25 protein-coding genes are annotated in these 24,622 nt (G+C 60.8%); 14 read left to right on the top strand and 11 right to left on the bottom strand.

The features are described from left to right. Positions 1-44: 44 nt before the first annotated feature. A complete protein-coding gene (locus AC0IXA_RS07860; protein WP_341638681.1) occupies positions 45-1,157 on the bottom strand; it encodes an enoyl-CoA hydratase/isomerase family protein in 1,113 nt (370 codons plus the stop codon). A 132-nt stretch (positions 1,158-1,289) separates the two neighbouring features. Between AC0IXA_RS07860 and ung the strand changes: the two genes are divergently transcribed. Continuing rightward, the gene (gene ung, locus AC0IXA_RS07855) at positions 1,290-1,982 is read left to right on the top strand and encodes a uracil-DNA glycosylase (protein WP_024011989.1); all 693 of its coding nucleotides are present in this window, start codon (positions 1,290-1,292) and stop codon (positions 1,980-1,982) included. A 119-nt stretch (positions 1,983-2,101) separates the two neighbouring features. On the opposite strand, the gene AC0IXA_RS07850 is transcribed toward ung, so the two are convergent. The 4 genes from AC0IXA_RS07850 to AC0IXA_RS07835 are packed head-to-tail and all read right to left on the bottom strand — an operon-like array spanning position 2,102 to position 6,136. Further along, positions 2,102-3,136 (bottom strand): AbrB family transcriptional regulator, encoded by a 1,035-nt coding sequence (locus AC0IXA_RS07850; protein ID WP_122602179.1) that lies wholly within the window; start codon positions 3,134-3,136, stop codon positions 2,102-2,104. Continuing rightward, positions 3,129-4,643 (bottom strand): tripartite tricarboxylate transporter permease, encoded by a 1,515-nt coding sequence (locus AC0IXA_RS07845; protein ID WP_016771277.1) that lies wholly within the window; start codon positions 4,641-4,643, stop codon positions 3,129-3,131. The genes AC0IXA_RS07850 and AC0IXA_RS07845 overlap by 8 nt, the downstream gene beginning before the upstream one ends. Before the next feature lies 1 nt (position 4,644). Next, on the bottom strand, positions 4,645-5,103 hold the full coding sequence (locus tag AC0IXA_RS07840) for a tripartite tricarboxylate transporter TctB family protein (protein WP_016771276.1): 459 nt from the start codon (positions 5,101-5,103) through the stop codon (positions 4,645-4,647). A 55-nt stretch (positions 5,104-5,158) separates the two neighbouring features. After that, the gene (locus AC0IXA_RS07835) at positions 5,159-6,136 is read right to left on the bottom strand and encodes a Bug family tripartite tricarboxylate transporter substrate binding protein (protein WP_016771275.1); all 978 of its coding nucleotides are present in this window, start codon (positions 6,134-6,136) and stop codon (positions 5,159-5,161) included. Positions 6,137-6,581: 445 nt separating this feature from the next. Between AC0IXA_RS07835 and AC0IXA_RS07830 the strand changes: the two genes are divergently transcribed. Both AC0IXA_RS07830 and AC0IXA_RS07825 read left to right on the top strand, forming a co-directional pair. Beyond that, the gene (locus AC0IXA_RS07830; protein ID WP_024011992.1) at positions 6,582-7,253 is read left to right on the top strand and encodes a response regulator; all 672 of its coding nucleotides are present in this window, start codon (positions 6,582-6,584) and stop codon (positions 7,251-7,253) included. Beyond that, the gene (locus tag AC0IXA_RS07825; protein WP_024011993.1) at positions 7,246-8,631 is read left to right on the top strand and encodes a sensor histidine kinase; all 1,386 of its coding nucleotides are present in this window, start codon (positions 7,246-7,248) and stop codon (positions 8,629-8,631) included. Before AC0IXA_RS07830 ends, AC0IXA_RS07825 begins: the two co-directional genes overlap by 8 nt. Before the next feature lie 158 nt (positions 8,632-8,789). On the opposite strand, the gene AC0IXA_RS07820 is transcribed toward AC0IXA_RS07825, so the two are convergent. Together AC0IXA_RS07820 and ygfZ are read right to left on the bottom strand one after the other, a co-directional pair. Beyond that, positions 8,790-9,611, bottom strand: a complete 822-nt coding sequence (locus AC0IXA_RS07820) for an HDOD domain-containing protein (protein WP_056783523.1) — start codon at positions 9,609-9,611, stop codon at positions 8,790-8,792. Positions 9,612-9,645: 34 nt separating this feature from the next. After that, on the bottom strand, positions 9,646-10,587 hold the full coding sequence (gene ygfZ, locus AC0IXA_RS07815; protein ID WP_280074321.1) for a CAF17-like 4Fe-4S cluster assembly/insertion protein YgfZ: 942 nt from the start codon (positions 10,585-10,587) through the stop codon (positions 9,646-9,648). A gap of 150 nt (positions 10,588-10,737) precedes the next feature. On the opposite strand from ygfZ, the gene AC0IXA_RS07810 reads away from it, so the two are divergent. Together AC0IXA_RS07810 and AC0IXA_RS07805 are read left to right on the top strand one after the other, a co-directional pair. After that, positions 10,738-10,992: an FAD assembly factor SdhE gene (locus AC0IXA_RS07810; protein WP_007911418.1), complete on the top strand. Its 255-nt coding sequence runs from the start codon at positions 10,738-10,740 to the stop codon at positions 10,990-10,992. Continuing rightward, on the top strand, positions 10,976-11,428 hold the full coding sequence (locus tag AC0IXA_RS07805) for a protein YgfX (RefSeq protein ID WP_262138439.1): 453 nt from the start codon (positions 10,976-10,978) through the stop codon (positions 11,426-11,428). Before AC0IXA_RS07810 ends, AC0IXA_RS07805 begins: the two co-directional genes overlap by 17 nt. Here AC0IXA_RS07805 and nadB read toward each other — a convergent pair. Continuing rightward, positions 11,397-13,013 carry an L-aspartate oxidase gene (gene nadB / locus AC0IXA_RS07800; protein WP_471812481.1) on the bottom strand — a complete coding sequence of 539 codons (1,617 nt, stop codon included), beginning with the start codon at positions 13,011-13,013 and terminating at the stop codon, positions 11,397-11,399. The genes AC0IXA_RS07805 and nadB overlap by 32 nt on opposite strands. Before the next feature lie 557 nt (positions 13,014-13,570). Between nadB and rpoE the strand changes: the two genes are divergently transcribed. The 4 genes from rpoE (at position 13,571) to AC0IXA_RS07780 (ending at position 17,386) form a co-directional block, all read left to right on the top strand. Beyond that, positions 13,571-14,152, top strand: a complete 582-nt coding sequence (gene rpoE, locus AC0IXA_RS07795) for an RNA polymerase sigma factor RpoE/AlgU (protein WP_003172477.1) — start codon at positions 13,571-13,573, stop codon at positions 14,150-14,152. A gap of 30 nt (positions 14,153-14,182) precedes the next feature. Then, on the top strand, positions 14,183-14,770 hold the full coding sequence (locus AC0IXA_RS07790; protein ID WP_008077804.1) for a sigma-E factor negative regulatory protein: 588 nt from the start codon (positions 14,183-14,185) through the stop codon (positions 14,768-14,770). A gap of 8 nt (positions 14,771-14,778) precedes the next feature. Continuing rightward, positions 14,779-15,744 (top strand): MucB/RseB C-terminal domain-containing protein, encoded by a 966-nt coding sequence (locus AC0IXA_RS07785; RefSeq protein WP_016771272.1) that lies wholly within the window; start codon positions 14,779-14,781, stop codon positions 15,742-15,744. Positions 15,745-15,952: 208 nt separating this feature from the next. After that, complete coding sequence (locus AC0IXA_RS07780) at positions 15,953-17,386, top strand: DegQ family serine endoprotease (protein ID WP_471812476.1); 1,434 nt, start codon at positions 15,953-15,955, stop codon at positions 17,384-17,386. A gap of 79 nt (positions 17,387-17,465) precedes the next feature. Here the strand turns inward: AC0IXA_RS07780 and AC0IXA_RS07775 are convergent, their stop codons facing one another. Beyond that, positions 17,466-18,899: a M48 family metalloprotease gene (locus AC0IXA_RS07775; protein ID WP_123442919.1), complete on the bottom strand. Its 1,434-nt coding sequence runs from the start codon at positions 18,897-18,899 to the stop codon at positions 17,466-17,468. A gap of 98 nt (positions 18,900-18,997) precedes the next feature. Here AC0IXA_RS07775 and AC0IXA_RS07770 point away from each other — a divergent pair, with 98 nt between their 5' ends. After that, entirely contained in the window at positions 18,998-19,237 is a 240-nt protein-coding gene (locus tag AC0IXA_RS07770) for a sulfurtransferase TusA family protein (RefSeq protein WP_016771269.1), read from the top strand. A 31-nt stretch (positions 19,238-19,268) separates the two neighbouring features. Next, positions 19,269-20,339, top strand: a complete 1,071-nt coding sequence (locus AC0IXA_RS07765) for an AI-2E family transporter (RefSeq protein ID WP_016771268.1) — start codon at positions 19,269-19,271, stop codon at positions 20,337-20,339. 120 nt (positions 20,340-20,459) lie between these two features. On the opposite strand, the gene AC0IXA_RS07760 is transcribed toward AC0IXA_RS07765, so the two are convergent. Both AC0IXA_RS07760 and AC0IXA_RS07755 read right to left on the bottom strand, forming a co-directional pair. Beyond that, on the bottom strand, positions 20,460-20,933 hold the full coding sequence (locus AC0IXA_RS07760; RefSeq protein WP_041478861.1) for a peroxiredoxin: 474 nt from the start codon (positions 20,931-20,933) through the stop codon (positions 20,460-20,462). 10 nt (positions 20,934-20,943) lie between these two features. Continuing rightward, a complete protein-coding gene (locus AC0IXA_RS07755; protein ID WP_071174673.1) occupies positions 20,944-21,504 on the bottom strand; it encodes a glycine cleavage system transcriptional repressor in 561 nt (186 codons plus the stop codon). 328 nt (positions 21,505-21,832) lie between these two features. Between AC0IXA_RS07755 and dapA the strand changes: the two genes are divergently transcribed. From dapA to AC0IXA_RS07740, 3 genes are read left to right on the top strand one after another with little or no spacing between them, the layout of a single operon-like run. Further along, positions 21,833-22,711 carry a 4-hydroxy-tetrahydrodipicolinate synthase gene (gene dapA, locus AC0IXA_RS07750; RefSeq protein ID WP_016771265.1) on the top strand — a complete coding sequence of 293 codons (879 nt, stop codon included), beginning with the start codon at positions 21,833-21,835 and terminating at the stop codon, positions 22,709-22,711. 17 nt (positions 22,712-22,728) lie between these two features. Beyond that, positions 22,729-23,844, top strand: coding sequence for an outer membrane protein assembly factor BamC (gene bamC / locus AC0IXA_RS07745; RefSeq protein WP_471812474.1), 1,116 nt, complete (start codon positions 22,729-22,731; stop codon positions 23,842-23,844). 6 nt (positions 23,845-23,850) lie between these two features. Further along, complete coding sequence (locus AC0IXA_RS07740; RefSeq protein WP_024012002.1) at positions 23,851-24,612, top strand: MBL fold metallo-hydrolase; 762 nt, start codon at positions 23,851-23,853, stop codon at positions 24,610-24,612. Positions 24,613-24,622: the final 10 nt, after the last annotated feature.

The raw sequence follows: 24,622 nt of genomic DNA, 5'->3' as shown, positions 1-24,622 counted from the left end.
GCCCGCGATGGCAATCCAGTCGCCGCCGCGGGCCTCGCGTCACCTCAATACTGGGTCAGATCCGCTAACGGATGCCGCCCCTCCCAGACTTTATGAAAGTGCGCCTCGACCACCGCATCCGGCACGTTATTGATGTCCGGCCAGTGCCAGTGCGGCTTCTGATCCTTGTCGATCAAACGCGCGCGCACGCCTTCGCTGAACTCCGGATGACGGCAGCAATTGAGGCTCAGGGTGTATTCCATCTGGAATACTTCGGCCAGCGACATGTGCCGCGCACGGTTGATCTGTTCCCAGACCAGATGCGCGGTCAGCGGTGAACCCTCGGTCATGGTTTTCGCCGCGCGGGCAATCAACGGATCGCTGCTGTCGCGGTGCAGGCTGATGGCTTTCCACGCACAGGCAACGTCGCTGACATCGAGCAGTTCGTCGATCTGCGGACGACGCGGCAGCCACTGCGCTTCGGGCATTTGCTCAAGTGCCTCCTGCTGCAGAGCCTTGAGCAGGCTGTTGAGCTGCATGGCGGTCTGTTCCTGCCAGTTCAATTGCAGCAAGCCTTCGATCAATTGCGGTTGCTGTTCGTCGAGCAGGAAGCGGTCGGCCAGATCCAGATCCAGCGCATCACGGCCGTTGATGTGCGCGCCGGTCAGACCGAGAAACAAGCCGAGCTTGCCCGGCAATCGTGCGAGAAACCAACTGGCGCCAACGTCCGGATATAGACCAATGGTGATTTCCGGCATCGCCAGACGGCTGCTCGGCGTGACGATCCGCGTGCTCGCGCCCTGCAGCAGACCCATGCCGCCACCGAGCACATAACCGTGACCCCAGCAGATCAGCGGCTTCGGATACGTATGCAGGCTGTAATCGAGGCGATATTCCGCGCTGAAAAACTGCGCGGCCAACGGAGGGACTTCGCCGGGGTGAGCGCGGCAGGCTTCGACCAGGCTGCGCACTTCGCCACCGGCGCAGAAGGCTTTGGCGCCGTTACCGCGCAGCAGTACGCAGACGATTTGCGGGTCATTGGCCCAGGCGTTCAATTTGTCGCTGAGCGCGTTGATCATCGGCAGGGACAGCGCGTTCAACGATTTTTCGGCATCCAGGCTGGCGATGCCGATGCGGGCGCCGTCGGTGCCGGTAAGTTCTTCGAAGTGCAGATTCATCGTGACCTCGATCGGGAATTTGAGCGAACAGTATGATCGCTATGGGGGAAAGTGCCGGATCTGCGTCAGATCAATTGACAAGCGTGGTCGGCTTTCCTAGGGTTCGCCCCATTGTTTTTGCCGGAAATGACCATGACTGCTGACGACCGTATCAAACTCGAACCGAGCTGGAAGGAGGCACTGCGTGCTGAGTTCGACCAGCCTTACATGGCAGAGTTGCGCAGCTTTCTGCAGCAGGAGCGGGCAGCCGGCAAGGAGATCTATCCGCCGGGACCGATGATTTTCAACGCACTGAACTCAACGCCCCTGGACAAGGTGAAAGTGGTAATTCTCGGCCAGGACCCGTACCACGGCCCGGGCCAGGCCCACGGTCTGTGCTTCTCGGTGCAACCGGGCGTGCCGGCGCCGCCGTCGCTGGTCAACATCTATAAAGAGCTGAAGCGCGACCTCAATATCGACATTCCCAACCACGGCTACCTGCAGAGCTGGGCCGAACAGGGCGTGCTGCTGCTCAACACCACCATGACGGTTGAGCGCGCCAACGCCAACGCGCACAAGGACAAGGGCTGGCAACATTTCACCGACCGCATCATTGAGGTGGTCAGCGAACGGCAGCCGCATCTGGTGTTCATGCTTTGGGGCGCCCATGCGCAGAGCAAGCAGAAGCTGATCGACGCGACCAAGCACCTGGTGCTGACCTCGGTGCATCCGTCGCCGTTGTCGGCGTATCGCGGGTTTTTGGGCTGTGGGCATTTCAGCCGGACCAACAAGTTTCTCGAACAGAATGGCGAAACGCCGATCGACTGGCGCTTGCCACCGATTTGATGTGTCGACCGGGTTGGCCCCTTCGCGAGCAGGCTCGCTCCCACAGGAATTGTGTGCAAGCCACAAACCCCCTGTGGGAGCGAGCCTGCTCGCGAAAAGAGCAACTCGATCTCGCAGACTTAGGCGGGATGACGATTCCAATACCTGAACAACGGCTCCGCCAGAAACAGCACAAACAACAGCCGCATCACCTGCATCGCCGTCACCAGCGGCACCGACAGTTGCAGGGTCTCCGCCGTCAGGCTCATCTCGGCGATACCCCCCGGCATCATGCCCAGGGTCAGTGAACGCAGATCCAGATGGGTCAACGCACTCAAGCCCAACGCCGCCAGCGACGCGATCAACATGGTCAGCGCCGTGCCGATCAACGTCCGGCCCATGAACGACGGCGCGCGGCGGAAGAACTGCCGATTGAAATGGCAGCCCAGACCGCTGCCAATCAGCCATTGGCCGATCTGACTGCCGCCGTTGGGTAAGCCGATGTGCAGATCCCACGTAATGCTCACCGCCGCACTGACCAGCAACGGCCCGAACAACCATGGATTGGGTTGCCGCAGCCGCTGCCAGAGCCAGGCGAGCAGGGCGCCCGCCGGAAACAGAATCGCCAGCCAGCGCCAATCGACGCTGCCTGCATGAGAAATCGGCGTACCGTCACCGAGCAGATACTTGAACGCCGCCGGCACGCACAACACCACCACCAACACCCGCAGACTCTGCCCGGCCGCGACATGGCTGAGCAGTGCACCATTACGAGCGCCGAGGTTGACCATCTCCCCGGAACCACCGGGCATGCTTGAGAAAAACGCCGTGGCGCGATCCTCGCCGGTGCGGCGCATCAGCCACACGCCGACCACCGCCGAAAGGCTGGTGACCAATGCACCGAAGAAGATCAAACCGAAATGACTGAGCACCTGTTCCATCACCAGCGGGGTGAAGTGCAGGCCGATGCCGATGCCGACGATCCACTGGCCGCACTTGCGCCCGCCAGGGATTTCCGCCAGTTGCCACGGCGTCAGGCAGCGCACCAGGATGATCGCCAGCAACGAGCCGACCATCCACGGTAGCGGCCAGCCGATCTGGCTGGCGATGAAACCGCCAAGCAGACCGACCAGCGGGGTGCCCCACCAGGCTTTCAGGGACAAGCGATCAAACATCGGCAATGACGCGCCGTGCCGCCGAACGCTTGCGCCAGATGCGGATCAGCGGCATCAGCAGCATGATCGCGGTGAGGATCCAGCAACCGAAAGTGATCGGACTCGACCAGAGAATCTCCAGCGCGCCATTGGAGATCGACAGGGCGCGACGCAGGTTCTGCTCCATCAGGCCACCGAGGATGAAGCCCAGCAGCAGCGGCGACAGCGGGAAATCCAGCTTGCGCAGGATGTAACCGAAGATGCCGATACCGATCATCAGGAACAGATCGAAGGTGGTCGCGTGCACCGCGTAAACGCCGATCCCGGTGATGATCGCGATGATCGGCACCAGCGCCCAGTTCGGCACGGCGAGGATGCGGGTGAATACGCGGATCATCGGGATGTTGAGGATCACCAGCATCACGTTGGCGATGAACAACGACGCGATCAGGCCCCAGACGATGTCCGGTTGCTGTTGGAACAGCAGTGGACCCGGGGTGATGTTGTACAGCGACAGCGCGCCGATCATCACCGCCGTGGTACCCGAACCCGGAACGCCGAGGGTCAGCATCGGAACGAGAGCGCCGCACGCCGCGCCGCCGATAGCGGTTTCCGGCGCGGCCAGACCACGGGGATCGCCTTCACCGAATTTGCCGCTGGTGCCGGCGATGCGCTTCTCGGTCATGTAGGCCACGGCACTGGCTAGCGTTGCGCCAGCACCGGGCAGCACGCCCATGATGAAACCGAGCACGCCGCAGCGGACGTTGACGACGAATACCGACGCCGCTTCCTTGAAGTTGAACATCATCCGGCCGGTGGCTTTCACCGCTTCCTGGCCGTGGTGGGTTTTTTCCAGCAGCAGAAGGATTTCGCTGATTGAGAACAGACCCAGCACCAGCACAACGAACTGGATGCCGTCGGTCAGGTGAATGTTGTCGCCGGTGAAACGGTACACGCCACTATTGGCGTCGATGCCGACGGTGGAAAGGAACAGACCGATCAGCGCCGCAATAAAGGTCTTCAACGGTCGATCACCGGCCATGCCGCCGAGACAGACAATTGCGAACACCATCAGCACGAAGTATTCCGCCGGTCCGAAGGCAATCGCCCATTTCGCCAGCAGCGGCGCAAACAGGACCATGCCGCAGGTGGCGATGAACGCGCCGATGAACGAACTCCACGCCGACAGTGACAGCGCGACACCGGCCATACCTTTACGAGCCATCGGGTAGCCGTCGAGGGTGGTCATGACGGTGGAAGCTTCACCCGGAATGTTCAGCAGGATCGAGCTGATCCGGCCGCCGTATTCGCAGCCCAGATAGACCGCCGCGAGCAGGATCAGCGCCGACTCCGGCGGCAGGCCGAGTGCGAACGCGATCGGAATCAGCAACGCCACGCCGTTGATCGGACCAAGGCCCGGCAACAGGCCGACGACGGTGCCGATCAGGGTGCCGCACAGGGCGGTCACCAGGTTGTACGGGCTCAGCGCGACGCCGAAGCCCTGACCCAAATAGCCAAGGGTATCCATATCAGTTCTCCAGGACGCTGAGCAGGCCGAGGGGCAGCGGAACATCCATCAAGCGATCGAACAGCAGATAGAGACCAACCGCCATCAGGCTGATGATCACCACGCTCGGCAGCCAGCGGCCGCCATAGAGACGGGCCATCGGTACGCCGGTAATGATGCTGGCCACGATGAAGCCAAGGGGTTCGAAGGTGCCGGCAAACACCAGCAACAACACCACGCACAGACCGATCTTGGTCAGGGTTTCGCGATCCAGCGGCGGCTCATCCGGGTTGTGTTTGATCGGCGCCGGGCGAAACACCATGTACAGCAGCGCCAGGCCCATCAGGCCGAGCATCAGCAGCGGAAAGGCGCGTGGGCCGACCGGTTCATAGGAAAAAGCCGCTTGGTACGGCCACGCCATCAGTGCCAGGCCGGCACACACCAGCAGCAACACCGAGGCGAAAATGCGTTGAATAAGCATGGGAGCTCCTGTGCTGCGTCCCCGCGTAGGAGACGCAGCCACTAGACAGAGACGATCACTGGATCAGGCCGAACTCTTTGGCCAGCACTTTGTAGTCGGCGACCTGCTTCTTCACGTAGGTGTCCAGTTCCGGGCCGGTCATGGCGAACGGGAACAGCTCACGCTGATCGCGCAGCTTGGCGAACTCGTCGGAAGCCAGCAGTTTGTCGAACGCGTCTTTCCACCAGGCGTAGTCTTCGTCGCTGACTTTTGGCCCGAGGTAGAAGCCGCGCACCACTGGCCAGACGATGTCGTAGCCTTGCTCGCGAGCGGTCGGGATGTCCTTCATTTCCGGTTCGTCGAGACGCTTGTCCGAGAACACCGCGAGCAGACGCATGTCACCGCTCTGGATGTGCGGCATGGAGTCGGAGATGTCGGTACTGCCGACCTGGATGTGGCCGCCGAGCAGGGCCGTGGCGATTTCACCACCGCCTTCGAGTGCCACGTAACGCAGCTCGCGCGGGTTGATCCCGGCAGCCTTGGCGATCAGTGCGGTCTGCATCCAGTCCTGGCTGCCGACGGTGCCGCCGGAGCCGATGACCACCGAGCCTGGATCTTTCTTCAACGCCTGAACGAGATCGTCGAGGGTCTTGTAGGGCGAATCGCTTTTCACTGCGATGGCGCCGTAGCTGGTGCCGACGGCCGCGAGCCAGCGCACGTTGGTTTCATCGAAGCGGCCGAACTTGCCCTGCGCCAGGTTCAACAGCGAACCGCTCGACCACGCCACCAGCGTGCCGGCATCCGCCGGGCGTTGCGCCACTACTGCGTTGTATGCCACCGCGCCGACACCGCCGGGCATGTAGGTCACGCGCATCGGTTTGCTCAGCAGCTTCTGGTTGACCAGCGCGCTCTGCACCAGTTTGCAGGTCAGGTCGAAACCACCGCCGGGGGAGGCGGGGGCAATGCATTCCGGACGTTTCGGCTCGGCCATGAGTTGGCCGGCAAACAGCATCGCGCCAGCGGCGAGAGCGACTTTACGCAGTGATACGTTCATTTGAGTCTCCAGAGGAGTTGTTGTTATGGATGGACCGAATGACCAAAGGGCAACGCGAAAACCTAGCGGCAGGCGCAGTTTTCTCGCGGCGGGCGCGCAACGACTGAACCAACGGAGGGGATACAGGACTGCGGCGAGAAGCCGACGGTGTAACGGTGGAATCGAGCAAGGCGAGCAGGCATTACAGCCTCGGTGCGCATGGAGGGCATGCTGGGGTACTCCGTTATTGTTCTTATGAGTCGAAAACGCTTCATGGCGTTTTGCGTTGCGCTGTGTGGCGGCAGCGGCGACAGTCGAAACTGTCCGTGGGCCGACTCTAACCGGCTAACCTTTCAACAACCTTTCAATTGTCTTTCACGGTTTTTCGGGCTTCACAGCGGCGGTTGCGGCTGTAAACTCCGCGGCAAAGCGTGGCGTCGGCCAACCCTGAACGAGGTAAAAATCCATGCGTGTCCTGCTCGTCGAAGACCATCTGCAACTGGCCGAAAGCGTGGCTCAGGCGCTCAAGAGCACCGGTCTGACCGTGGATGTGTTGCACGATGGCGTGGCCGCCGACCTGGCGCTGGGCAGTGAGGAATACGCCGTGGCGATCCTCGACGTCGGCCTGCCGCGCATGGACGGTTTCGAGGTGCTGGCGCGGCTGCGTGCACGGGGCAAGAACCTGCCGGTGTTAATGCTGACCGCGCGCAGTGACGTCAAGGATCGCGTGCATGGCCTCAATCTCGGTGCTGACGACTACCTGGCCAAGCCGTTCGAACTGACGGAACTGGAAGCGCGGGTCAAAGCCTTGCTGCGCCGTAGTGTCCTGGGCGGCGAGCGTCAGCAGCGCTGTGGCGTGCTGGCTTACGACCTCGACACACGGCGCTTCACCCTCGGCGACGAACTGCTGACCCTCACCTCACGCGAGCAAGCTGTCCTCGAAGCGTTGATCGCGCGGCCGGGGCGAGTGATGAGCAAGGAACAACTGGCCGCGCAGGTGTTCGGCCTCGATGAAGAAGCCAGCCCCGACGCCATCGAAATCTACGTGCACCGCTTGCGCAAGAAACTCGATGGCCAGCCCGTGGCCATCGTCACCTTCCGCGGCCTCGGCTATCTGCTGGAAAGCCGCGATGCATAAGCCCAGCAGCCTGCGCTGGCGGTTGCTGTGGAACCTTGGATGGTTGCTGGTGGTGCTGATGCTCGCCAGTGGTTTGAGCGCTTACTGGAACGGTCGCGAAGCCGCCGACACCGCGTATGACCGCACGCTGCTGGCCTCGGCACGGACCATCGCTGCCGGGTTGTCGCAGCGCGATGGCAGTCTCAGCGCCGACGTGCCTTACGTGGCGCTGGACACCTTCGCCTACGACAGCGCCGGGCGAATCTATTACCAGGTCAACGACATTCACCAGAAGCTGATTTCCGGCTACGAAAATCTTCCCGGGCCACCGCCCGGCACGCCGCGTACCGACAGCTATCCGGCGCTCGCGCGCTTTTACAACGCGAAGTACAACGGCCAGAACGTGCGTGTGGTCAGCCTGCTCAAAGCGGTAAGCGAGCCGAACATGAACGGCATGGCGGAAATCCGCGTGGCTGAAACCGACGAAGCGCGGGTCAGCATGGCGCGCAGTCTGGCGGCTGACACCCTGTTGCGCTTGGGCATGCTGGCCGTGGGTGCATTGCTGCTGGTGTGGTTCGCGGTGAGTGCGGCGTTGCGCCCGCTGGAGCGGTTAAGAACCGCTGTTGAGGAACGCCAGCCCGACGATTTGCGGCCGCTGCCGCTGGTGGAAGTGCAGCATGAATTGGGACCCTTGGTCCGCGCGCTCAATCATTTCACCGAGCGCCTGCGCGGCCAGTTCGAGCGGCAGGCGCAGTTCATCGCCGATGCCGCTCACGAGTTGCGTACGCCGCTGGCCGCACTCAAGGCACGCCTGGAACTGGGCCTGCGCTCGAACGAGCCGGAGACCTGGCGCACCACCCTTGAATCGTCCGCGCAAAGCACCGATCGCCTGACCCATCTGGCCAATCAGTTGCTGTCGCTGGCCCGGGTCGAAAACGGTGCGCGGGCGATTGCCGAGGGCGGTGCGCAGTTGCTCGATCTGAGTCAATTGGCCCGAGAGCTGGGCATGGCCATGGCGCCGTTGGCGCACAAGCGCGGCGTGGCGCTGGCGCTTGAAGCGGATGAGCCGGTGTGGCTGCGCGGTGAGCCGACGCTGCTCAATGAGCTGCTGAGCAATCTGGTCGACAACGCGCTGGCGCATACGCCATCGGGCGGCAATGTGATTCTGCGGGTCACGGCCCCGGCAGTGCTTGAGGTTGAGGACGACGGGCCGGGCATCCCGCTGCACGAGCGTGATCGAGTGTTCGAACGGTTTTATCGGCGCAATCAGCAGGTTGCCGGTTCAGGTCTGGGCTTGGCGATTGTCGGCGAGATCTGTCGCGCGCATCTGGCGCAGATCACCTTGCATGATGGCGAGCAGGCAGGGTTGAAGGTGCGGGTCAGTTTTATTGCCGGGTAATACTTTTGTGGCAAGGGTTTTTTGTGGCGAGGGGATTTATCCCCGCTCGGCTGCGCAGCAGTCGCAGTTCAGCGATCACAATCTGTCTGGAAAAAAACCGGGTCGCAGAGTTCAGGGTCGCTTCGCAACCCAACGGGGATAAATCCCCTCACCACAGGTCAGTAGAACATCGACCGCGATTCTTCCAGATCCGCGCAGAACTGCTTGTTCTCCGGATCAATCCCGAGCTTTCTGAACGCCGGCACGCTAAACGGGTCAATCCGCGCAAACGGATGGTCGGTGTCCTTGCGGCAATACAAATTGGCCACTTGCACGATATCGACGTAATCGATGCGCGCCGAGTCGCGGCTGAAGTCTTGATACAGCAACGGCAAATGCACCAGGCGCTCGGGAAACTCCCAGACCCGCAGCAATTTCTCGCCGAGCAATGGGTGAATCTGCTCAATCACATGGGTCAGGCTGACCGCATCTGAGAGCAGTTCATTGTGGTCTTCGGCGTAAGTCAGGATCGGCAGCACGCCAATCTGATGCACCAACCCGCCGAGTGCCGCCTGATCGGGTTTGAGCTGAGTGTGACGACGACACAGCGCATAGCTGACGCCAGCGATTTCCAGACTGCTGCGCCAGACTTCGCGCATTTTCTGTTCGACCACTTCGGAGCGGGCATTGAAGATCTGCTCCATCACCAGACCGATCGCCAGGTTGCTGCTGTAGTTGATGCCCAAACGGGTGATGGCGGTGTGCAGGTCGGTGACTTCCTGCGCGGCGCGCAGCAGCGGACTGTTGACCACTTTGATCAGGCGCGCCGACAGCGCGGTGTCGCGGCCGATGACTTTGCTCAGATCGCTGACGCTGATTTCCGGATCCTCGGCGGCCTTGCGAATCTGCAGGGCCACTTCCGGCAACGTTGGCAGAACCAGGTCATCGTTATCGATGGCCGCAACCAAATCCTGTTGGACCTTTTCCGCCAGTTCGCTCATTTGGACTCTCTAGGGTGTTGCAACAATGCTGCGATCAACGCTGGATTTCGCGGTCGCGATCCAGTTCGTAAGGCAGGTCGAGCACGTGCAACGCGGGGCCTTCGAGGGCGCCCAGACGCAAATCACCGGCTTCGGCAGCTTCGGCCTGCAACACGGCCAGGAGTTCAATGTTTCCCACGGCATTGGCCGCCAGCACCACTTCGCCGATCGAGCTGTTGTGGCTGGGAGCGAACAGCTGAGTGCCGGGCTCCGGCAACTCGGCTGCTTCGAGGCGCAAGCGGTACAGCCGACGCTTGAGCTTGCCCAGGTACTGCATGCGCGCAACGATTTCCTGGCCGGTGTAGCAGCCTTTCTTGAAACTCACCCCGCCGACCGCCTGCAGATTGAGCATCTGCGGGATAAACAGTTCGCGAGTGGAAGGCATGACCTGGCCGATACCGGCGCGGATCTGGCCCAGCAGCCATTGATTCAGTTCGGCCTCAGGCAGCGCGGTCGACAGTTGGCTTTGCACGCTTTGCGCCTGAGCGGCAGGCACCCAGAGTTCGGCGCGCTCGGGCGAAACGCGAATTGCGATCAGGCCTTCATTGCGCACAACGCTGTCGGTTTCGGCGGGCAGTGCCAGACCGAGGCTGGTCAGGGCTGCATCGCCATGCGCCAGACCGAAGCGCACCCAGGCGGCGCTTTCATCGGTCAGTTTCGATTTGGAGAACACCGCGTACTTTTTCAGGTCGGCCAGTTGCGGCTCGAGCAGCGCGCTGGCCATCGCCATCACCACGCCGTCGCCCTCAAGCAGGATGCGGAAGCTCGACTGCATCCGGCCTTTCTGCGTGCAGCGGGCGCCGAGGCTGGCGCGGGTGTCGCTCAGGTAATTGATATTGCAGGTCAACTGGCCTTGCAGGAATTTTCCGGCGTCCGCACCGCGAACCGCGAGTACGCCTTCATGAGACAGGGTGCAGAAAAAAGCAGAATCGGCCATGGGTCATCGCAGGGTAAATAGACTGGGGCACATCATAAGGGGGCAGGGTTGAAATGGGTAGTTGATAAAGGATCAAGGGTCCCCGACCAAAGCCGACTGTGCGGCCCGCGCCGGGGCTGTATACTGCCCGGCAAATTCGAGGAGGGCTCCATGGTCGAACAAGTTGAACTGAATCGCCTCTTTTGGCACAGCCGTCGCGGCATGCTTGAGCTTGACGTGCTGCTGGTGCCGTTCGTGCAGGAGGTTTACGCGACGTTGAATCAAGTGGATCGCGATCTGTACGTGCGTTTGCTGACCTGTGAGGATCAGGACATGTTCGGCTGGTTCATGGAGCGCAGCGAGTCGGAAGATCCCGAGCTGCAACGCATGGTCCGGATGATTCTGGATCGTGTCCAGCCCAAGTAATACGTTCGAATGCCGCTGGCATGCCTCACGGCAGTTGCTGGCGGCGTATCTGTTGGCCCAGGCGTTCGCCATGGGTTCGCTGTGTCTGCTGTCGATTCCGCTCTGGGCCAGTCTGCTCGGCGCTTGCGCCTGTGCGCTGCACGGTTTTTGGATGCTGCCACGGCAGATTTTGCTGAGTCATCCGAAAGCATTTTGCGGGTTGCGGCGCGACGGCGATGGCTGGCAGGTGTGGAATCAGGCTGATGGCTGGCAAGCGGTGCAACTGCGCCCGGACAGTCTGGCGCTGCCATTGATCGTGGTGCTGCGCTTTCGTTTGCGCGGAGAGTGGCGGGTCAGGTCAATCTGCGTGCCACGTGACTCGCAAGCGGCGGATCTGCACCGACGCCTGCGAGTGCGGCTCAAGTTCAGCCGGCGTAGGTGGGCGGCACCAGAATAGTGTCGAGCGCTTCGGGCAGCATATCCGGATAGTCGAGGGTGTAATGCAGCCCGCGACTTTCCTTGCGTTCCATGGCTGAGCTGATCATCAATTCGGCAACCTGTGCCAGGTTGCGCAACTCGATCAGGTCACGGCTGACTTTATAGTTGCTGTAAAACTCATCGATCTCATCCAGCAGCAGACGCACCCGGTGCTGCGCCCGTTGCAGACGCTTGTTGGTGCGCACGATGCCGACGTAGTCCCACATGAATCGGCGCAATTCGTCCCAGTTGTGCGCGATGATCACGTCTTCATCCGAGTCGGTCACCTGACTGGCATCCCAGACGGGCAGGGCGCTTGGCGCCGCCACCTCATCGAGTTGCGCAAGAATGTCCGCCGCTGCCGAACGGGCATAAACGAAGCATTCCAACAGCGAGTTGCTGGCCATGCGGTTGGCGCCGTGCAGACCGGTGAAACTGGTTTCGCCGATGGCGTAGAGGCCGGGCACGTCGGTGCGACCGTGCTGATCGACCATCACGCCGCCACAGGTATAGTGCGCGGCGGGGACCACGGGGATCGGTTGTTTGGTGATGTCGATGCCGAAGCCCAGGCAGCGTTCATAAACAGTCGGGAAGTGAGTTTTTACGAACGATTCAGGCTTGTGGCTGATGTCGAGATATACGCAGTCGACACCCAGGCGCTTCATTTCATGGTCGATGGCCCGCGCGACAATGTCACGAGGCGCCAGCTCGGCGCGTTTATCGAAGCGATACATGAAGCGCTCGCCGTTGGGCAGCTTCAAATGCGCGCCCTCGCCACGCAGGGCCTCGGTGATGAGGAAGCTTTTGGCTTGCGGGTGATACAGACAGGTCGGATGGAACTGGTTGAATTCCAGGTTCGCCACCCGGCAACCGGAGCGCCAAGCCATGGCGATGCCGTCACCGCAGGCGCCGTCGGGGTTGCTGGTATAAAGGTAGACCTTGGCCGCGCCGCCCGAAGCCAGAATCACGAAACGTGCGCCGTAGGTGTCCACTTCGCCCGTGGCGCGATTCAGCACGTAGGCGCCGAGGCAGCGGTCGCCTTCCAGGCCCAAGCGGCGTTCGGTGATCAGATCGACGGCGACGCGCTGTTCCAGCAATTCGATGTTCTCACGCTCTTTGGCCTGGGCCAGCAAGGTCTTGAAGATCGCCGCGCCGGTGGCGTCGGCAGCATGGATGATCCGTCGATGGCTGTGGCCACCTTCGCGGGTCAGGTGAAATTCGAAACCACCGTCTTCAGTGCCGGACTGTTCGTCGCGGGTGAACGGCACGCCCTGGTCGATCAGCCATTGGATGGCTTCGCGGCTGTGCTCGACGGTGAAGCGTACGGCGTCTTCGTGGCACAGACCGCCGCCAGCATTGAGAGTGTCATCGACGTGGGATTCGACAGTGTCGGTATCGTCGAGCACCGCAGCGACGCCGCCCTGGGCCCAGAAGGTCGAACCGTTGGCGAGATCGCCTTTGCTCAATACGGCAATGCGCAGATGACCGGGCAAGGTCAAAGCGAGAGTCAAACCGGCAGCACCGCTGCCAATCACCAGGACATCGTGTTGGAACTGTTGGCTCATTTCAGGATTCCGCTCAAAGCGACCCGGGTCGGGGTTGGCGCAAGACAGCTGGATCGGCGAGTCAAGACAGCCACACAGCCCACTAGTATATAGAGGGGTTGGGCGGCACAATAGCCGGGCCCAGATGGCATTGTGAGACTACTGCGCGGTGAAAAGCGCTGTGCTTCGTCGGAAGATTTTTTTCGCAGGTGTGGGAAAAGACACCTGTATCGGCGCTGAAACAGACTTTTCCGCCCACGGTTGCGCAATCTCAGGTGGGTACGGCTATAAATAATTGGAACTTTTGCCAAAGGCCCAAGATCAATAGACGGTGCCAGAAACCAGGGACAGTGTCGGCTTCAGTGCGGAATCTGCGTTTGGATTCCTGCCGGCGAAACCGATAACAAGATTATTCGCGCAGCCGGTTTATCCCGCGCTGCGTTTTTCGTGCGTGCCAAATCAGAGCCCGCAGGAAACTTGCTTGGAGGGGGAGAACTTTTGCGAAAAGCCCGAGTCTATGTTTGCAAGTCTGGTCGTTTAGTAATGCAAGTCTCCTCCGGGCTTATCGAGGAGTGTTCATGCTAACCCAGGAAGAGGATCAGCAGCTGGTCGAACGCGTACAGCGTGGCGACAAGCGAGCTTTCGATCTGCTGGTGCTGAAATATCAGCACAAAATTCTCGGGTTGATCGTGCGTTTTGTGCACGACACCCATGAAGCCCAGGACGTTGCTCAGGAAGCCTTTATCAAGGCGTATCGGGCACTTGGAAATTTCCGCGGTGACAGTGCGTTTTATACGTGGCTGTACCGTATTGCCATTAACACGGCAAAGAACTACCTGGTTTCCCGCGGCCGTCGGCCGCCGGATAGCGATGTAAGTTCGGAGGATGCAGAGTTCTACGATGGCGATCACGGCCTCAAGGATCTCGAATCACCAGAACGTGCATTGCTGCGGGATGAGATCGAAGGCACTGTCCATCGGACCATCCAGCAACTGCCAGAGGATTTGCGTACGGCTTTAACTTTACGTGAATTCGATGGTCTGAGTTACGAGGACATTGCGAGCGTCATGCAGTGTCCGGTGGGTACCGTGCGCTCCCGGATTTTCCGCGCTCGGGAGGCCATCGACAAAGCCCTGCAACCGTTGTTGCAGGAAAACTGAGACAGCGGCGACAGCCAAGAGAGGAACGCCATGAGTCGTGAAGCCCTGCAGGAATCGCTGTCCGCAGTGATGGATAACGAAGCGGACGAACTGGAATTGCGTCGAGTGCTCAGCGCACTGGATGATGTTGATACCCGTGAGACCTGGGCTCGTTACCAGATCGCTCGGGCAGCCATGCACAAGGATCTGCTGCTTCCGCGTCTGGATATCGCTGCGGCAGTGTCCGCTGCGCTGGAAGACGAAACGGCTCCGGCCAAAGTATCCCGTAGCCCATGGCGCAACCTGGGTCGCCTCGCTGTTGCCGCTTCGGTGACCGTGGCCGTACTGGCCGGTGTTCGCCTGTACAACCAAGACGAAATTGCTGGTGTTGAACTGGCCCAGCAGTCGAACCAGCCTACTTTGGCCACTCCACAGGTCAAGGGTCCGGCAGTTCTGGCTGGTTATAGCGAAAGCTCGGAAGCGACTGGTCCGATGGCCAACGGCGTTCTGCAAGGTCAGCCAGGCTGGCATGATCAGCGTCTGCCAGGCTATCTGCGTCAGCACGCTCAGCAGGCTGCACTCAAAGGAACTGAAAGCGCGCTGCCATACGCACGTGCCGCAAGCCTGGAAAACCGTTAAGGAGGATCATGCGCGCCATCCCTCTACTTTCGCTTCTGCTCAGTGGCTGGTTCATAGTTCCAGCCCACGCTGACGAGGCCCAGGACTGGTTGACCCGTCTGGGCCAGGCCGAGCAGCAGCAGAGCTTCCACGGCACTTTCGTTTACGAGCGCAACGGCAGTTTTTCCACGCACAATATCTGGCATCGCGTCCAGAATGGCCAGGTCCGCGAGAGGTTATTACAGCTCGACGGCTCGGCTCAGGAAGTCGTGCGCATTGATGGACGTACTCAATGCGTCAGCGGCACCCTGATTGCGGGATTGGGTGATTCACCCAACGCTGCCGCCCGTGCGCTGGATCCCAAAAAGCTGAAGAATTGGTATGACCTTGCCGTCATTGGCAAGTCGCGCGTGGCCGGTCGTGATGCAGTGATCGTGTCGCTGACCCCTCGTGATCAGCACCGTTACGGTTTCGAGCTGCATCTGGACAAGAAAACCGGGCTGCCGCTCAAGTCGTTACTGTTGAACGACAAAGGGCAGTTGCTCGAGCGTTTCCAGTTCACCAGCCTCGACACGGATGAAATCCCGTCGGACAAGGACTTGTTGGCGGACCCGGATTGTAAGCCGATCAATATCGCAAGCGACAAGGCTTCTGCAGCTAAAACCGTGCAAAACTGGCGTTCGGACTGGCTCCCGCCAGGCTTTGAGCTGACCAGCAGCAGTTCGCACAAGGATGCGCAAACCAAGACCCAAGTCAGCAGCTTGATGTATGACGATGGTCTGGCGCGTTTCTCGGTGTTCCTTGAACCGTTGAATGGCGCAACGGTCACTGACACCCGCACTCAGTTGGGCCCGACCGTCGCGGTATCCCGTCGCCTGACCACGCCGCAAGGCGAAATGATGGTCACGGTGGTCGGCGAAATCCCGATTGGCACCGCCGAACGAATCGCTCTATCGATGCGTAACAACGATGGCGCTGCGACCAGCAAGCAGTGAGCTGATTTCAGTCATTTCCACTTCGTCGTCGAGACGTCGAAATGTTTGCTGAGCATTTTCATTTGCAAAACCCCTGAAAATTTTTTATAGGTCAGAGCCTCACGGCTCTGGCCTTGTTTGTTGTTCCCGGAACAAAAATGCCGGTCTGTGGTTTCCGGTGTTCCTTTGCTCCATATCGCTTAACCCTGCTCGTCGTAACGGGAGCTGTATGTCGATACCAAGTTTGAAGTCTTATCTTTCCATCCTCGCCACCGTGCTGTTGCTCGGTCAGGCGGTGCCTGCTGCGCAAGCGGCCGATCTGCCTGATTTCACCCAATTGGTCGAACAAGCGTCGCCTGCGGTGGTGAACATCAGTACCACGCAGAAACTGCCGGACCGTCGGGTCAACCAGCAGATGCCGGATCTGGAAGGCCTGCCACCGATGCTGCGCGAATTCTTCGAGCGCGGCATGCCGCCTCAGCAGCGCTCGCCACGTGGCGATGGCCGCCAGCGTGAAGCGCAATCGCTGGGTTCGGGTTTCATCATTTCGCCGGATGGCTACATCCTCACCAACAACCACGTGATCGCCGATGCTGACGAAATCCTCGTCCGTCTGGCTGACCGCAGTGAGATGAAAGCCAAGCTGGTCGGCACCGATCCACGTTCTGACGTGGCGTTGCTGAAAATCGAAGGCAAGGATCTGCCGGTGCTCAAGCTCGGCAAATCCCAGGACCTGAAGGCCGGCCAGTGGGTCGTGGCGATCGGTTCGCCATTCGGTTTTGACCACACCGTGACCCAAGGCATCGTCAGCGCTGTCGGCCGCAGCCTGCCGAACGAAAACTATGTGCCGTTCATTCAGACCGACGTGCCGATCAACCCGGGCAACTCCGGTGGCCCGCTGTTCAACCTGAACGGTGAAGTGGTCGGCATCAACTCGCAGATCTACACCCGCTCCGGTGGCTTCATGGGCGTGTCGTTCGCGATTCCGGTCGACGTGGCGATGGATGTTTCCAACCAGCTCAAGAGCGGTGGCAAAGTCAGCCGCGGCTGGCTGGGCGTAGTCATCCAGGAAGTGAACAAGGATCTGGCCGAGTCATTCGGTCTGGACAAGCCGGCCGGCGCTCTCGTTGCGCAGATCCAGGATGACGGCCCTGCGGCCAAGGGCGGCCTGCAGGTTGGCGACGTGATCCTGAGCATGAACGGTCAGCCGATCGTCATGTCCGCCGATCTGCCGCATCTGGTCGGCGCGCTGAAGGCTGGCGCCAAAGCCAATCTGGAAGTGATTCGTGAAGGCAAGCGCAAGAACGTCGAGCTGACCGTCGGCGCAATCCCGGACGAGGACAAGGAGCTGGCAGGTCTACCGAAATCCGGCGCTGAAAGCAGCAGCAACCGCCTCGGTGTTGCGGTCGGTGAATTGACCGCCGAGCAGAAGAAAACCTACGACCTCAAAGGTGGTGTGGTGATCAAGGAAGTGCAGGACGGTCCTGCGGCCCTGATCGGTCTGCAACCGGGTGACGTGATCACCCACCTGAACAATCAGGCCATCGGCTCGGCCAAGGAGTTCACCGACATCGCCAAGGCATTGCCGAAGAACCGTTCGGTGTCGATGCGCGTGCTGCGTCAGGGCCGTGCCAGCTTCATCACCTTCAAACTGGCTGAATAAGCCAGCAACAAGGTAAAAAAGAAACCGCCTCGAAAGAGGCGGTTTTTTTGTGTCTGGTTTTTGTCTTGTCTCGAAAGACTCAGCCCATCATGTCCTTGACCATACGCTCCTGCTCCATCAACTCGCGCTGGCGGGCATCGATGCGCGAGGACAGCGGGAAGTTGTTGCCCGCCTTGCGCTTGGCGAAGTCCAACTGCTGAATGGCCTGGCGGTAATCGCCGACCAGTGCAAAATACTCGGCGCGCGCCTGATGCAGGCCGATGATGTTGCCCGACAAGCCGCGGGTTTCAGCAACCTGATACCAGACGTCCGGATCATCCGGGCGCGACTTGAGCAGACTGTCGAGTGCCTTCTCGGCATCGGCGGCGCGATTCTGTTTCAACAGCAGATCGACACGCACCTGATTCAGCGGGTAGTTGCCCGGGAACTGCGTGAGCATGCGGTCGACCCGTGACTGCGCATCAGGCAGACGATTGTTGGTGATGTCCAGATCGACCTGCGCGAGGTTGTAGATGATCTCGTTCGGCGACTTGGCCAACAATTGCTTGAGGTTCTCTCGCGCTTCGTTGAGCTGGCCGCCCTTGATCTGCGCGATGGCGAGGCCGTAACGCGCGACATCGTTTTTCGGGTTCTCATCGAGCAGGGCGCGGAAACGCTTGGCGCCCAGCCCCGGGGTTTCCTCGTAGATCAACTGGACCCGCGCGCGAATCAACTGGTAGCGCATGCTGTCTTCGATGCCGCCCGGTTTCGCCTGCTCGGCGCGGTTGCGGGTGTCGGCGATACGCGATTCGGTAACCGGGTGAGTCAGGAGGAATTCCGGCGGCTTGGCGTCAAAGCGGTACTGGCGCATCAGGCGTTCGAACATGGTCGGCATCGAGCGCGGATCGTAACCGGCCTTTTCCAGGTTGAGAATGCCAATGCGGTCCGCTTCCTGTTCGTTCTGCCGCGAGAAGCGCCGTTGTTCCTGCAGAGCCGCAGCCTGGCTGCCGGCGATGGTGGCGATGCCGGCATCACCGCCGCCTGCCGCCGCGATGACGATACCCGCCAGCAACGCGGCCATCATCGGCACCTGCATTCTTTGTGAGGCTTCGACGCCTCGAGCGAAGTGACGTTGCGACAAGTGCGCCAGTTCGTGAGCGAGCACCGAGGCGTATTCACCTTCGGTCTGGGCGTTGAGGAACAGGCCGCCGTTGACCCCGACCACGCCGCCCGGCGCTGCGAAGGCGTTGAGTTGTGGGCTGTTGATCAGGATGAATTCCAGGCGCCTGTCGGAGACCTGGCTGGTCTCGACCAGCTTGTACACGCTGGATTCGACGTAATCCTTGAGCTGCGGATCGTTGAGCTGGGAAACCTGACTGCGCAGCATGGCCAGCCAGGCGCGGCCGAGCTGGTATTCCTGTTGCGGCGAGACAATGGCAGAGCTGGCGTCGCCGAGTGACGGCAGATCGTCGGCAAAGCCTGGTGAGGCGAGCAGGCAAGCGAGCGTCAGCAGGGTAGGGCGCAGAAAAGTCATGCACAAAGCCTTGGAGGACAAAGACCTTACTGTAGCCGGACACCGAAGCCGCGACCAGATATTCTAGGCAGCTCGACAACCCGAACCGGAGTGACGCAATGACTGACGCTGTAGCCCATGACGTGGAACTGGACGCCAGTGGCCTGAACTGTCCGTTGCCGTTGCTCAAGGCAAAAATGGAACTCAACAAACTGCAAAGTGGCGCTGTGCTCAAGGTGATCGCTACCGATGCCGGCTCGCAACGCGACTTCCGTACCTTTGCCAAACTCGCCGGTCATGCGCTGTTGCGCGAAGAAGACGAGGCTGGCGTCTACCGTTACTGGTTGAAAAAAGCCTGAAGCGCCGCGCCTAAAATCGAAGGGATTATTGATGTTCAAAGTGTTACGCGACTGGATTCAGCGCTACTTCTCCGATGAAGAAGCCGTGGTGCTGGCAGTGCTGCTGTTTCTCGCCTTCACCGCCGTGCTCACCCTCGGCGGCATGCTTGCGCCGGTGTTGGCCGGGATGGTGCTGGCGTATCTGATGCAGGGCCTGGTGGTGACGCTCGAGCGGCTGCGCGTGCCGGGCGGGGTGGCGGTGGGGCTGGTGTTTGCGCTGTTCATGGGCGCGCTGATGCTGTTTATCGTCGTAGTGCTGCCATTGTTGTGGCATCAGTTGATCACGCTGTTCAACGAGTTGCCGGGCATGCTCGCCAAGTGGCAATCGCTGCTGCTTCTATTGCCCGAGCGCTATCCGCATCTGGTGTCTGACGAGCAAGTCCTGCAGGCGATCGAAGCGGCGCGGGGCGAGATTGGCAAGTTCGGTCAGTGGGCACTGACTTTCTCGTTGTCGAGTTTGCCACTGCTGGTGAACATCATGATCTACCTGGTGCTGGTGCCGATTCTGGTGTTCTTCTTCCTCAAGGATCGGGCGATGATCGGCGAGTGGGTGCGCGGCTATCTGCCTCGCGAGCGCGCGCTGATCACCCGCGTCGCCCAGGAAATGAACCGGCAGATCGCCAATTACATACGTGGCAAAGGCATCGAGATCGTGATTTGCGGCGGCGTGACCTACATCGCCTTCATCGCGCTGGGCCTGAACTACGCGGCGCTGCTGGCGTTGCTGGTCGGCTTGTCGGTGGTGGTGCCGTATGTCGGTGCGGTAGTGGTGACCGTGCCGGTGCTGCTGATTGCGCTGTTCCAGTGGGGCTGGAGCGATCAGTTCATCTACCTGATGGCGGTTTACGGAATCATTCAGACGCTGGACGGCAACGTGCTGGTGCCGTTGCTGTTTTCGGAAGCAGTGAATCTGCATCCGGTGGCAATCATCTGCGCGGTGCTGTTGTTTGGCGGATTGTGGGGATTCTGGGGGGTGTTCTTTGCGATCCCGCTGGCGACGCTGTTCAAGGCAGTGCTGGATGCGTGGCCGCGAAAGGAACCGGTGGTGGCGCCGTTGCTTTAGCGGTTGATCCGGATTTTGCAGAGAGGCTATTCGCGAGCAGGCTCGCTCCCACAGTGATTACATTTCAATTGTGGGAGCGAGCCTGCTCGCGAAGGCGTCTTTACAGGCGCAGCAAAACCATCAGGCTTTGTTCAGAGCCTCAGCCGCCGCCAGCACGGCATCAACATGCCCCGGCACCTTCACGCCACGCCATTCCTGACGCAGCACACCGTCCTTATCAATCAGGAAAGTGCTGCGATCAACGCCCAGGTATTCCTTGCCATACAGCTTTTTCAGCTTGATCACGTCGAACAACTGGCAAACCGCTTCGTCCTTGTCACTGATCAGTTCGAAGGGGAATTCCTGTTTGCCTTTGAAGTTTTCGTGCGACTTCAAACTGTCGCGGGAAATGCCGAAGACTTCGGTGTTGGCAGCCTTGAACGCCGCATATTGATCGCGAAAGCCCTGGCCCTGAGTGGTGCAGCCCGGGGTGCTGTCCTTCGGGTAGAAGTAGATCACCACTTGCTTGCCCTTGAGTTCGGACAGGCTGACGGTTTGCCCGCTGGTCGCAGGCGCGGTGAAATCCGCAACCGGTTGGTCGATGACAACGGCCATGAAAGCTTCCTTACATTGGGTTCTGTGGGCGCCAAGGTTCGATCAGGGCATCGAGGTTCATCGCATCGGCGAAATCGAGGAACTGATCGCGCAGCCAGCTGATCTGCGTGTTGGCCGGCAGGGTCACGGTGAACGTGGCGTTGAGCATGGTGCCGCCGGTCTGTGGCGCCTGATAGGTGTCGCAGGTGAGGTTTTCCAGCTCGACGTTATGATCCATGAAGAACTGGCACAGCTCATTGATGATGTCCGGGCGGTACGCCGAGCTGACGTAAGCCACGTAAGGCAGCGCCTGCGGGCGATTTTCCAGAGCGGCGCTGCGCACCACGTTGACGGTGAAAGCGTGACGCTTGGCCAGCAATGGCAGGCTGCCTTCGAGGCGCGCGAGGGCGTCCCAGCTGCCGGAAATTTCCAGCACCAGGGCGCTGCACTCGCCGTGGCGGGTCAGGCGAGAGGTGACGACGGCGCAGCGGTTTTCATGGCTGGCGCGGCACAGGACGTTGGTCAGCTCCATGGGGTTGGCGCCGAGGGCACTGATGACAAGGAATTGTTCGCGAACTGTGGGGGTGGACATGCAGCATTCCTAAAGCGATGAGCGGTCGGTAGGTTGACGGGCGTTGGTGGCCGGGAGTGCCTGTTCTGGCGGTCCGTATAAAGAGCTCCGTCCAGCGTTCGCGGCTCGCTCCACTGTGCGGGAGCGCGTCGATGCGACGCAGGAACGGGGCCTGGGAGGCCGAAAGGGGAGGCTGAAACCCGGCGTACAAGCTGATCTGTACCGATCAAAGTCTGAAGGGTAGCGAAAAGCGGCGCCAAGGGGAATGGCGGCGGCGCAGTACTTCGCTTGTGCAAGCATCTTGGCGCCAGTACCATTACCGCTCTCTTTTTCCGGCAGGAGCGGTTTCATGATTGCGGGCAGTATGGTGGCACTGGTCACTCCCATGGATGCACAAGGGCGTCTTGACTGGGACAGCCTCAGCAAACTCGTGGACTTCCACCTCAAGAACGGCACCCATGCCATCGTCGCCGTCGGTACTACCGGCGAGTCGGCCACCCTTGATGTAGAAGAGCACATCGCCGTCATCAAAGCCGTGGTCAAACAGGTTGCCGGGCGCATTCCGGTCATCGCCGGCACCGGCGCCAATTCGACCCGCGAAGCCGTCGAGCTGACCCGCAACGCCAAGGCCGCCGGCGCCGATGCCTGCCTGCTGGTTGTCCCGTACTACAACAAGCCGACCCAGGAAGGCCTGTACCAGCACTTCAAGCACATCGCTGAAGCGGTCGACATTCCGCAGATTCTCTACAACGTTCCCGGCCGCACATCCTGCGACATGCAGGCCGAGACGGTGATTCGCCTGTCCACCGTGCCGAACATCATCGGCATCAAGGAAGCCACTGGCGACCTCAAGCGAGCCAAAGCGATCATCGATGGCGTGAGCAAGGATTTCATCGTGCTGTCCGGCGATGATCCGACCGCTGTCGAGCTGATCCTGCTGGGCGGCAAAGGCAACATCTCGGTCACCGCCAACGTCGCCCCGCGCGAAATGGCTGACCTGTGCGAGGCCGCGCTGAAGGGCGACGCCGATACCGCACGCGCAATCAACGAAAAACTGATGCCGCTGCACAAGGACCTGTTCATCGAAGCCAACCCGATTCCGGTGAAGTGGGCTTTGGTCGAAATGGGCCTGATGCACGAAGGCATCCGCCTGCCACTGACCTGGCTGAGCACCCCTTGTCATGAAACGCTGCGCTCGGCCCTGCGCCAGTGCAACGTCCTGGTTTAATTGAGGAAGTACAACGCATGAAGCGAATGGCCGGACTTTCCGCACTTGCCTTGATTATCTCCAGCACCAGTGGCTGCGGATGGGTCTGGGGGCCGGAAGGTTATTTCCGCGACCGTGGAAGCGATTACCTGCAAGCGCAACAGACTGCACCGATGCAATTGCCACCGGATGTGAGCACTGCCAAACGTCTCGATCCGCTGTTGCCGATCCCGCGCAACGTGGCCGATGACACCGCGACGGGCGAGTACGTTGTGCCGCGTCCTCAGCCGCTTTCGGCGGTTGCCGACGCAACTGATTACTCGCTGCAGAAGAGCGGTGATTCGCGTTGGGTCGTGGCTCAGCACCCGCCGGCCGAAGTCTGGCCAGTGGCGCTGCAGTTCTTCCAGGACAACGGTTTCCGTCTGGATGAACAGCGTCCGCAGACCGGTGAGTTCACCACCACCTGGCAGCACTCCGACGAGCTGTCCGCGTCGATGGCCAAGCGCCTGAGTGCGGCCGGTATCGCCAGCGACAGCGAAACCCGCGTGCGTGTGCGCATCGAGCCGGGCGTGCAGCGCAACACCAGTGAGATCTACGTGGTCAGCGGCGAGCGTCCTGCCGGCAGCACGGCCGACGTGGCTTTCACCAACCGTTCGGTCAACACTGGCCTCGACGCTGCGCTGGTCGACGACATGCTCGCGAGCATGAGCCGCACCTCCGAGAAGGGCGGTTCGGTGTCGATGCTGGCCTCGCGTGATTTCGATGCGCCGAGCCGTGTCAGCCTGAACGAAGACGGCAGCGGCAACCCGGTGTTGAACGTCGGTACCGATCTGGACCGCGCCTGGTCGAGCGTCGGCCGTGCGCTGGAACAGGGCGAATGGCGCGTTGAAGACATCAACCGCAGTCTGGGCCTGTACTACATCAACCTGGCCGAAAAAGCCGAGAAGAAAGACGACAAGCCCGGCTTCTTCAGCAGCCTGTTCGGCAGTGCGCCGAGCAAGGAAGAAGTCGAAGCCCGCGCCGAGCGTTATCAGGTTCGCCTGAGCAAGGTGGGCGAGAACATCCAGGTTACCGTCGAAAAGAACATCAACACCGTCGCGCCGGCCGATGTCGCGCGTAAAGTGTTGAGCGTGATTCAGGACAACCTGGGCTGATCCGATATGCGTTTTGCCGTTCTCGGCAGCGGTAGCCAAGGGAACGGCACGCTGATCGCCAGTGCTGATACGTACGTGCTGGTGGATTGTGGTTTTTCCCTGCGGGAAACCGAAAGACGTCTGTTGCGCCTGGGTGTGCACCCGGCGCAACTGAGCGCGATACTCGTGACCCACGAACATGCCGACCACGTGCATGGCGTGGGTTTGCTGTCTCGGCGCTACAATCTGCCGGTCTACCTCAGTCGCGGCACGTTGCGCGGGATGCGCAAACCGCTTGAACCGGCAGGCTTTCTGGCCGGCGGCGAGCAGCTGCAGATCGGCGCACTGAACGTCGGGGTCATTGCCGTGGCCCACGACGCGCAGGAGCCGACCCAGTACGTTTTCAGCGATCAGGAACAGCGGCGCTTCGGCCTGTTGACCGACCTGGGATCGTTCTGCGAGCGGGTGCTGGATGGCTATCGGGACCTCGATGCATTGATGATCGAGTCGAACCATTGTCGCGACATGCTGGCCCGTGGTCACTACCCGTACTTTCTCAAGCAGCGGGTAGGCGGCGAACGCGGACATCTGAACAACCATCAGGCGGCATTCCTGGTGGCCGAGTTGGGCTGGCAGGGTTTGCAACACCTGGTGCTGGCCCATCTGAGCAGCAAGAACAACCTGCCGCAGCTGGCCCGGCAATGTTTTGTCGACACCCTCGGGTGCGACCCGGACTGGCTGCAACTGGCCGATCAAGATTCAGGGCTCGACTGGCGCCACATCGCCTAGCCCACCTACT

The organism is Pseudomonas sp. AC083 (assembly GCF_979253165.1).
This window is presented reverse-complemented; position numbering and strand designations above follow the sequence as displayed.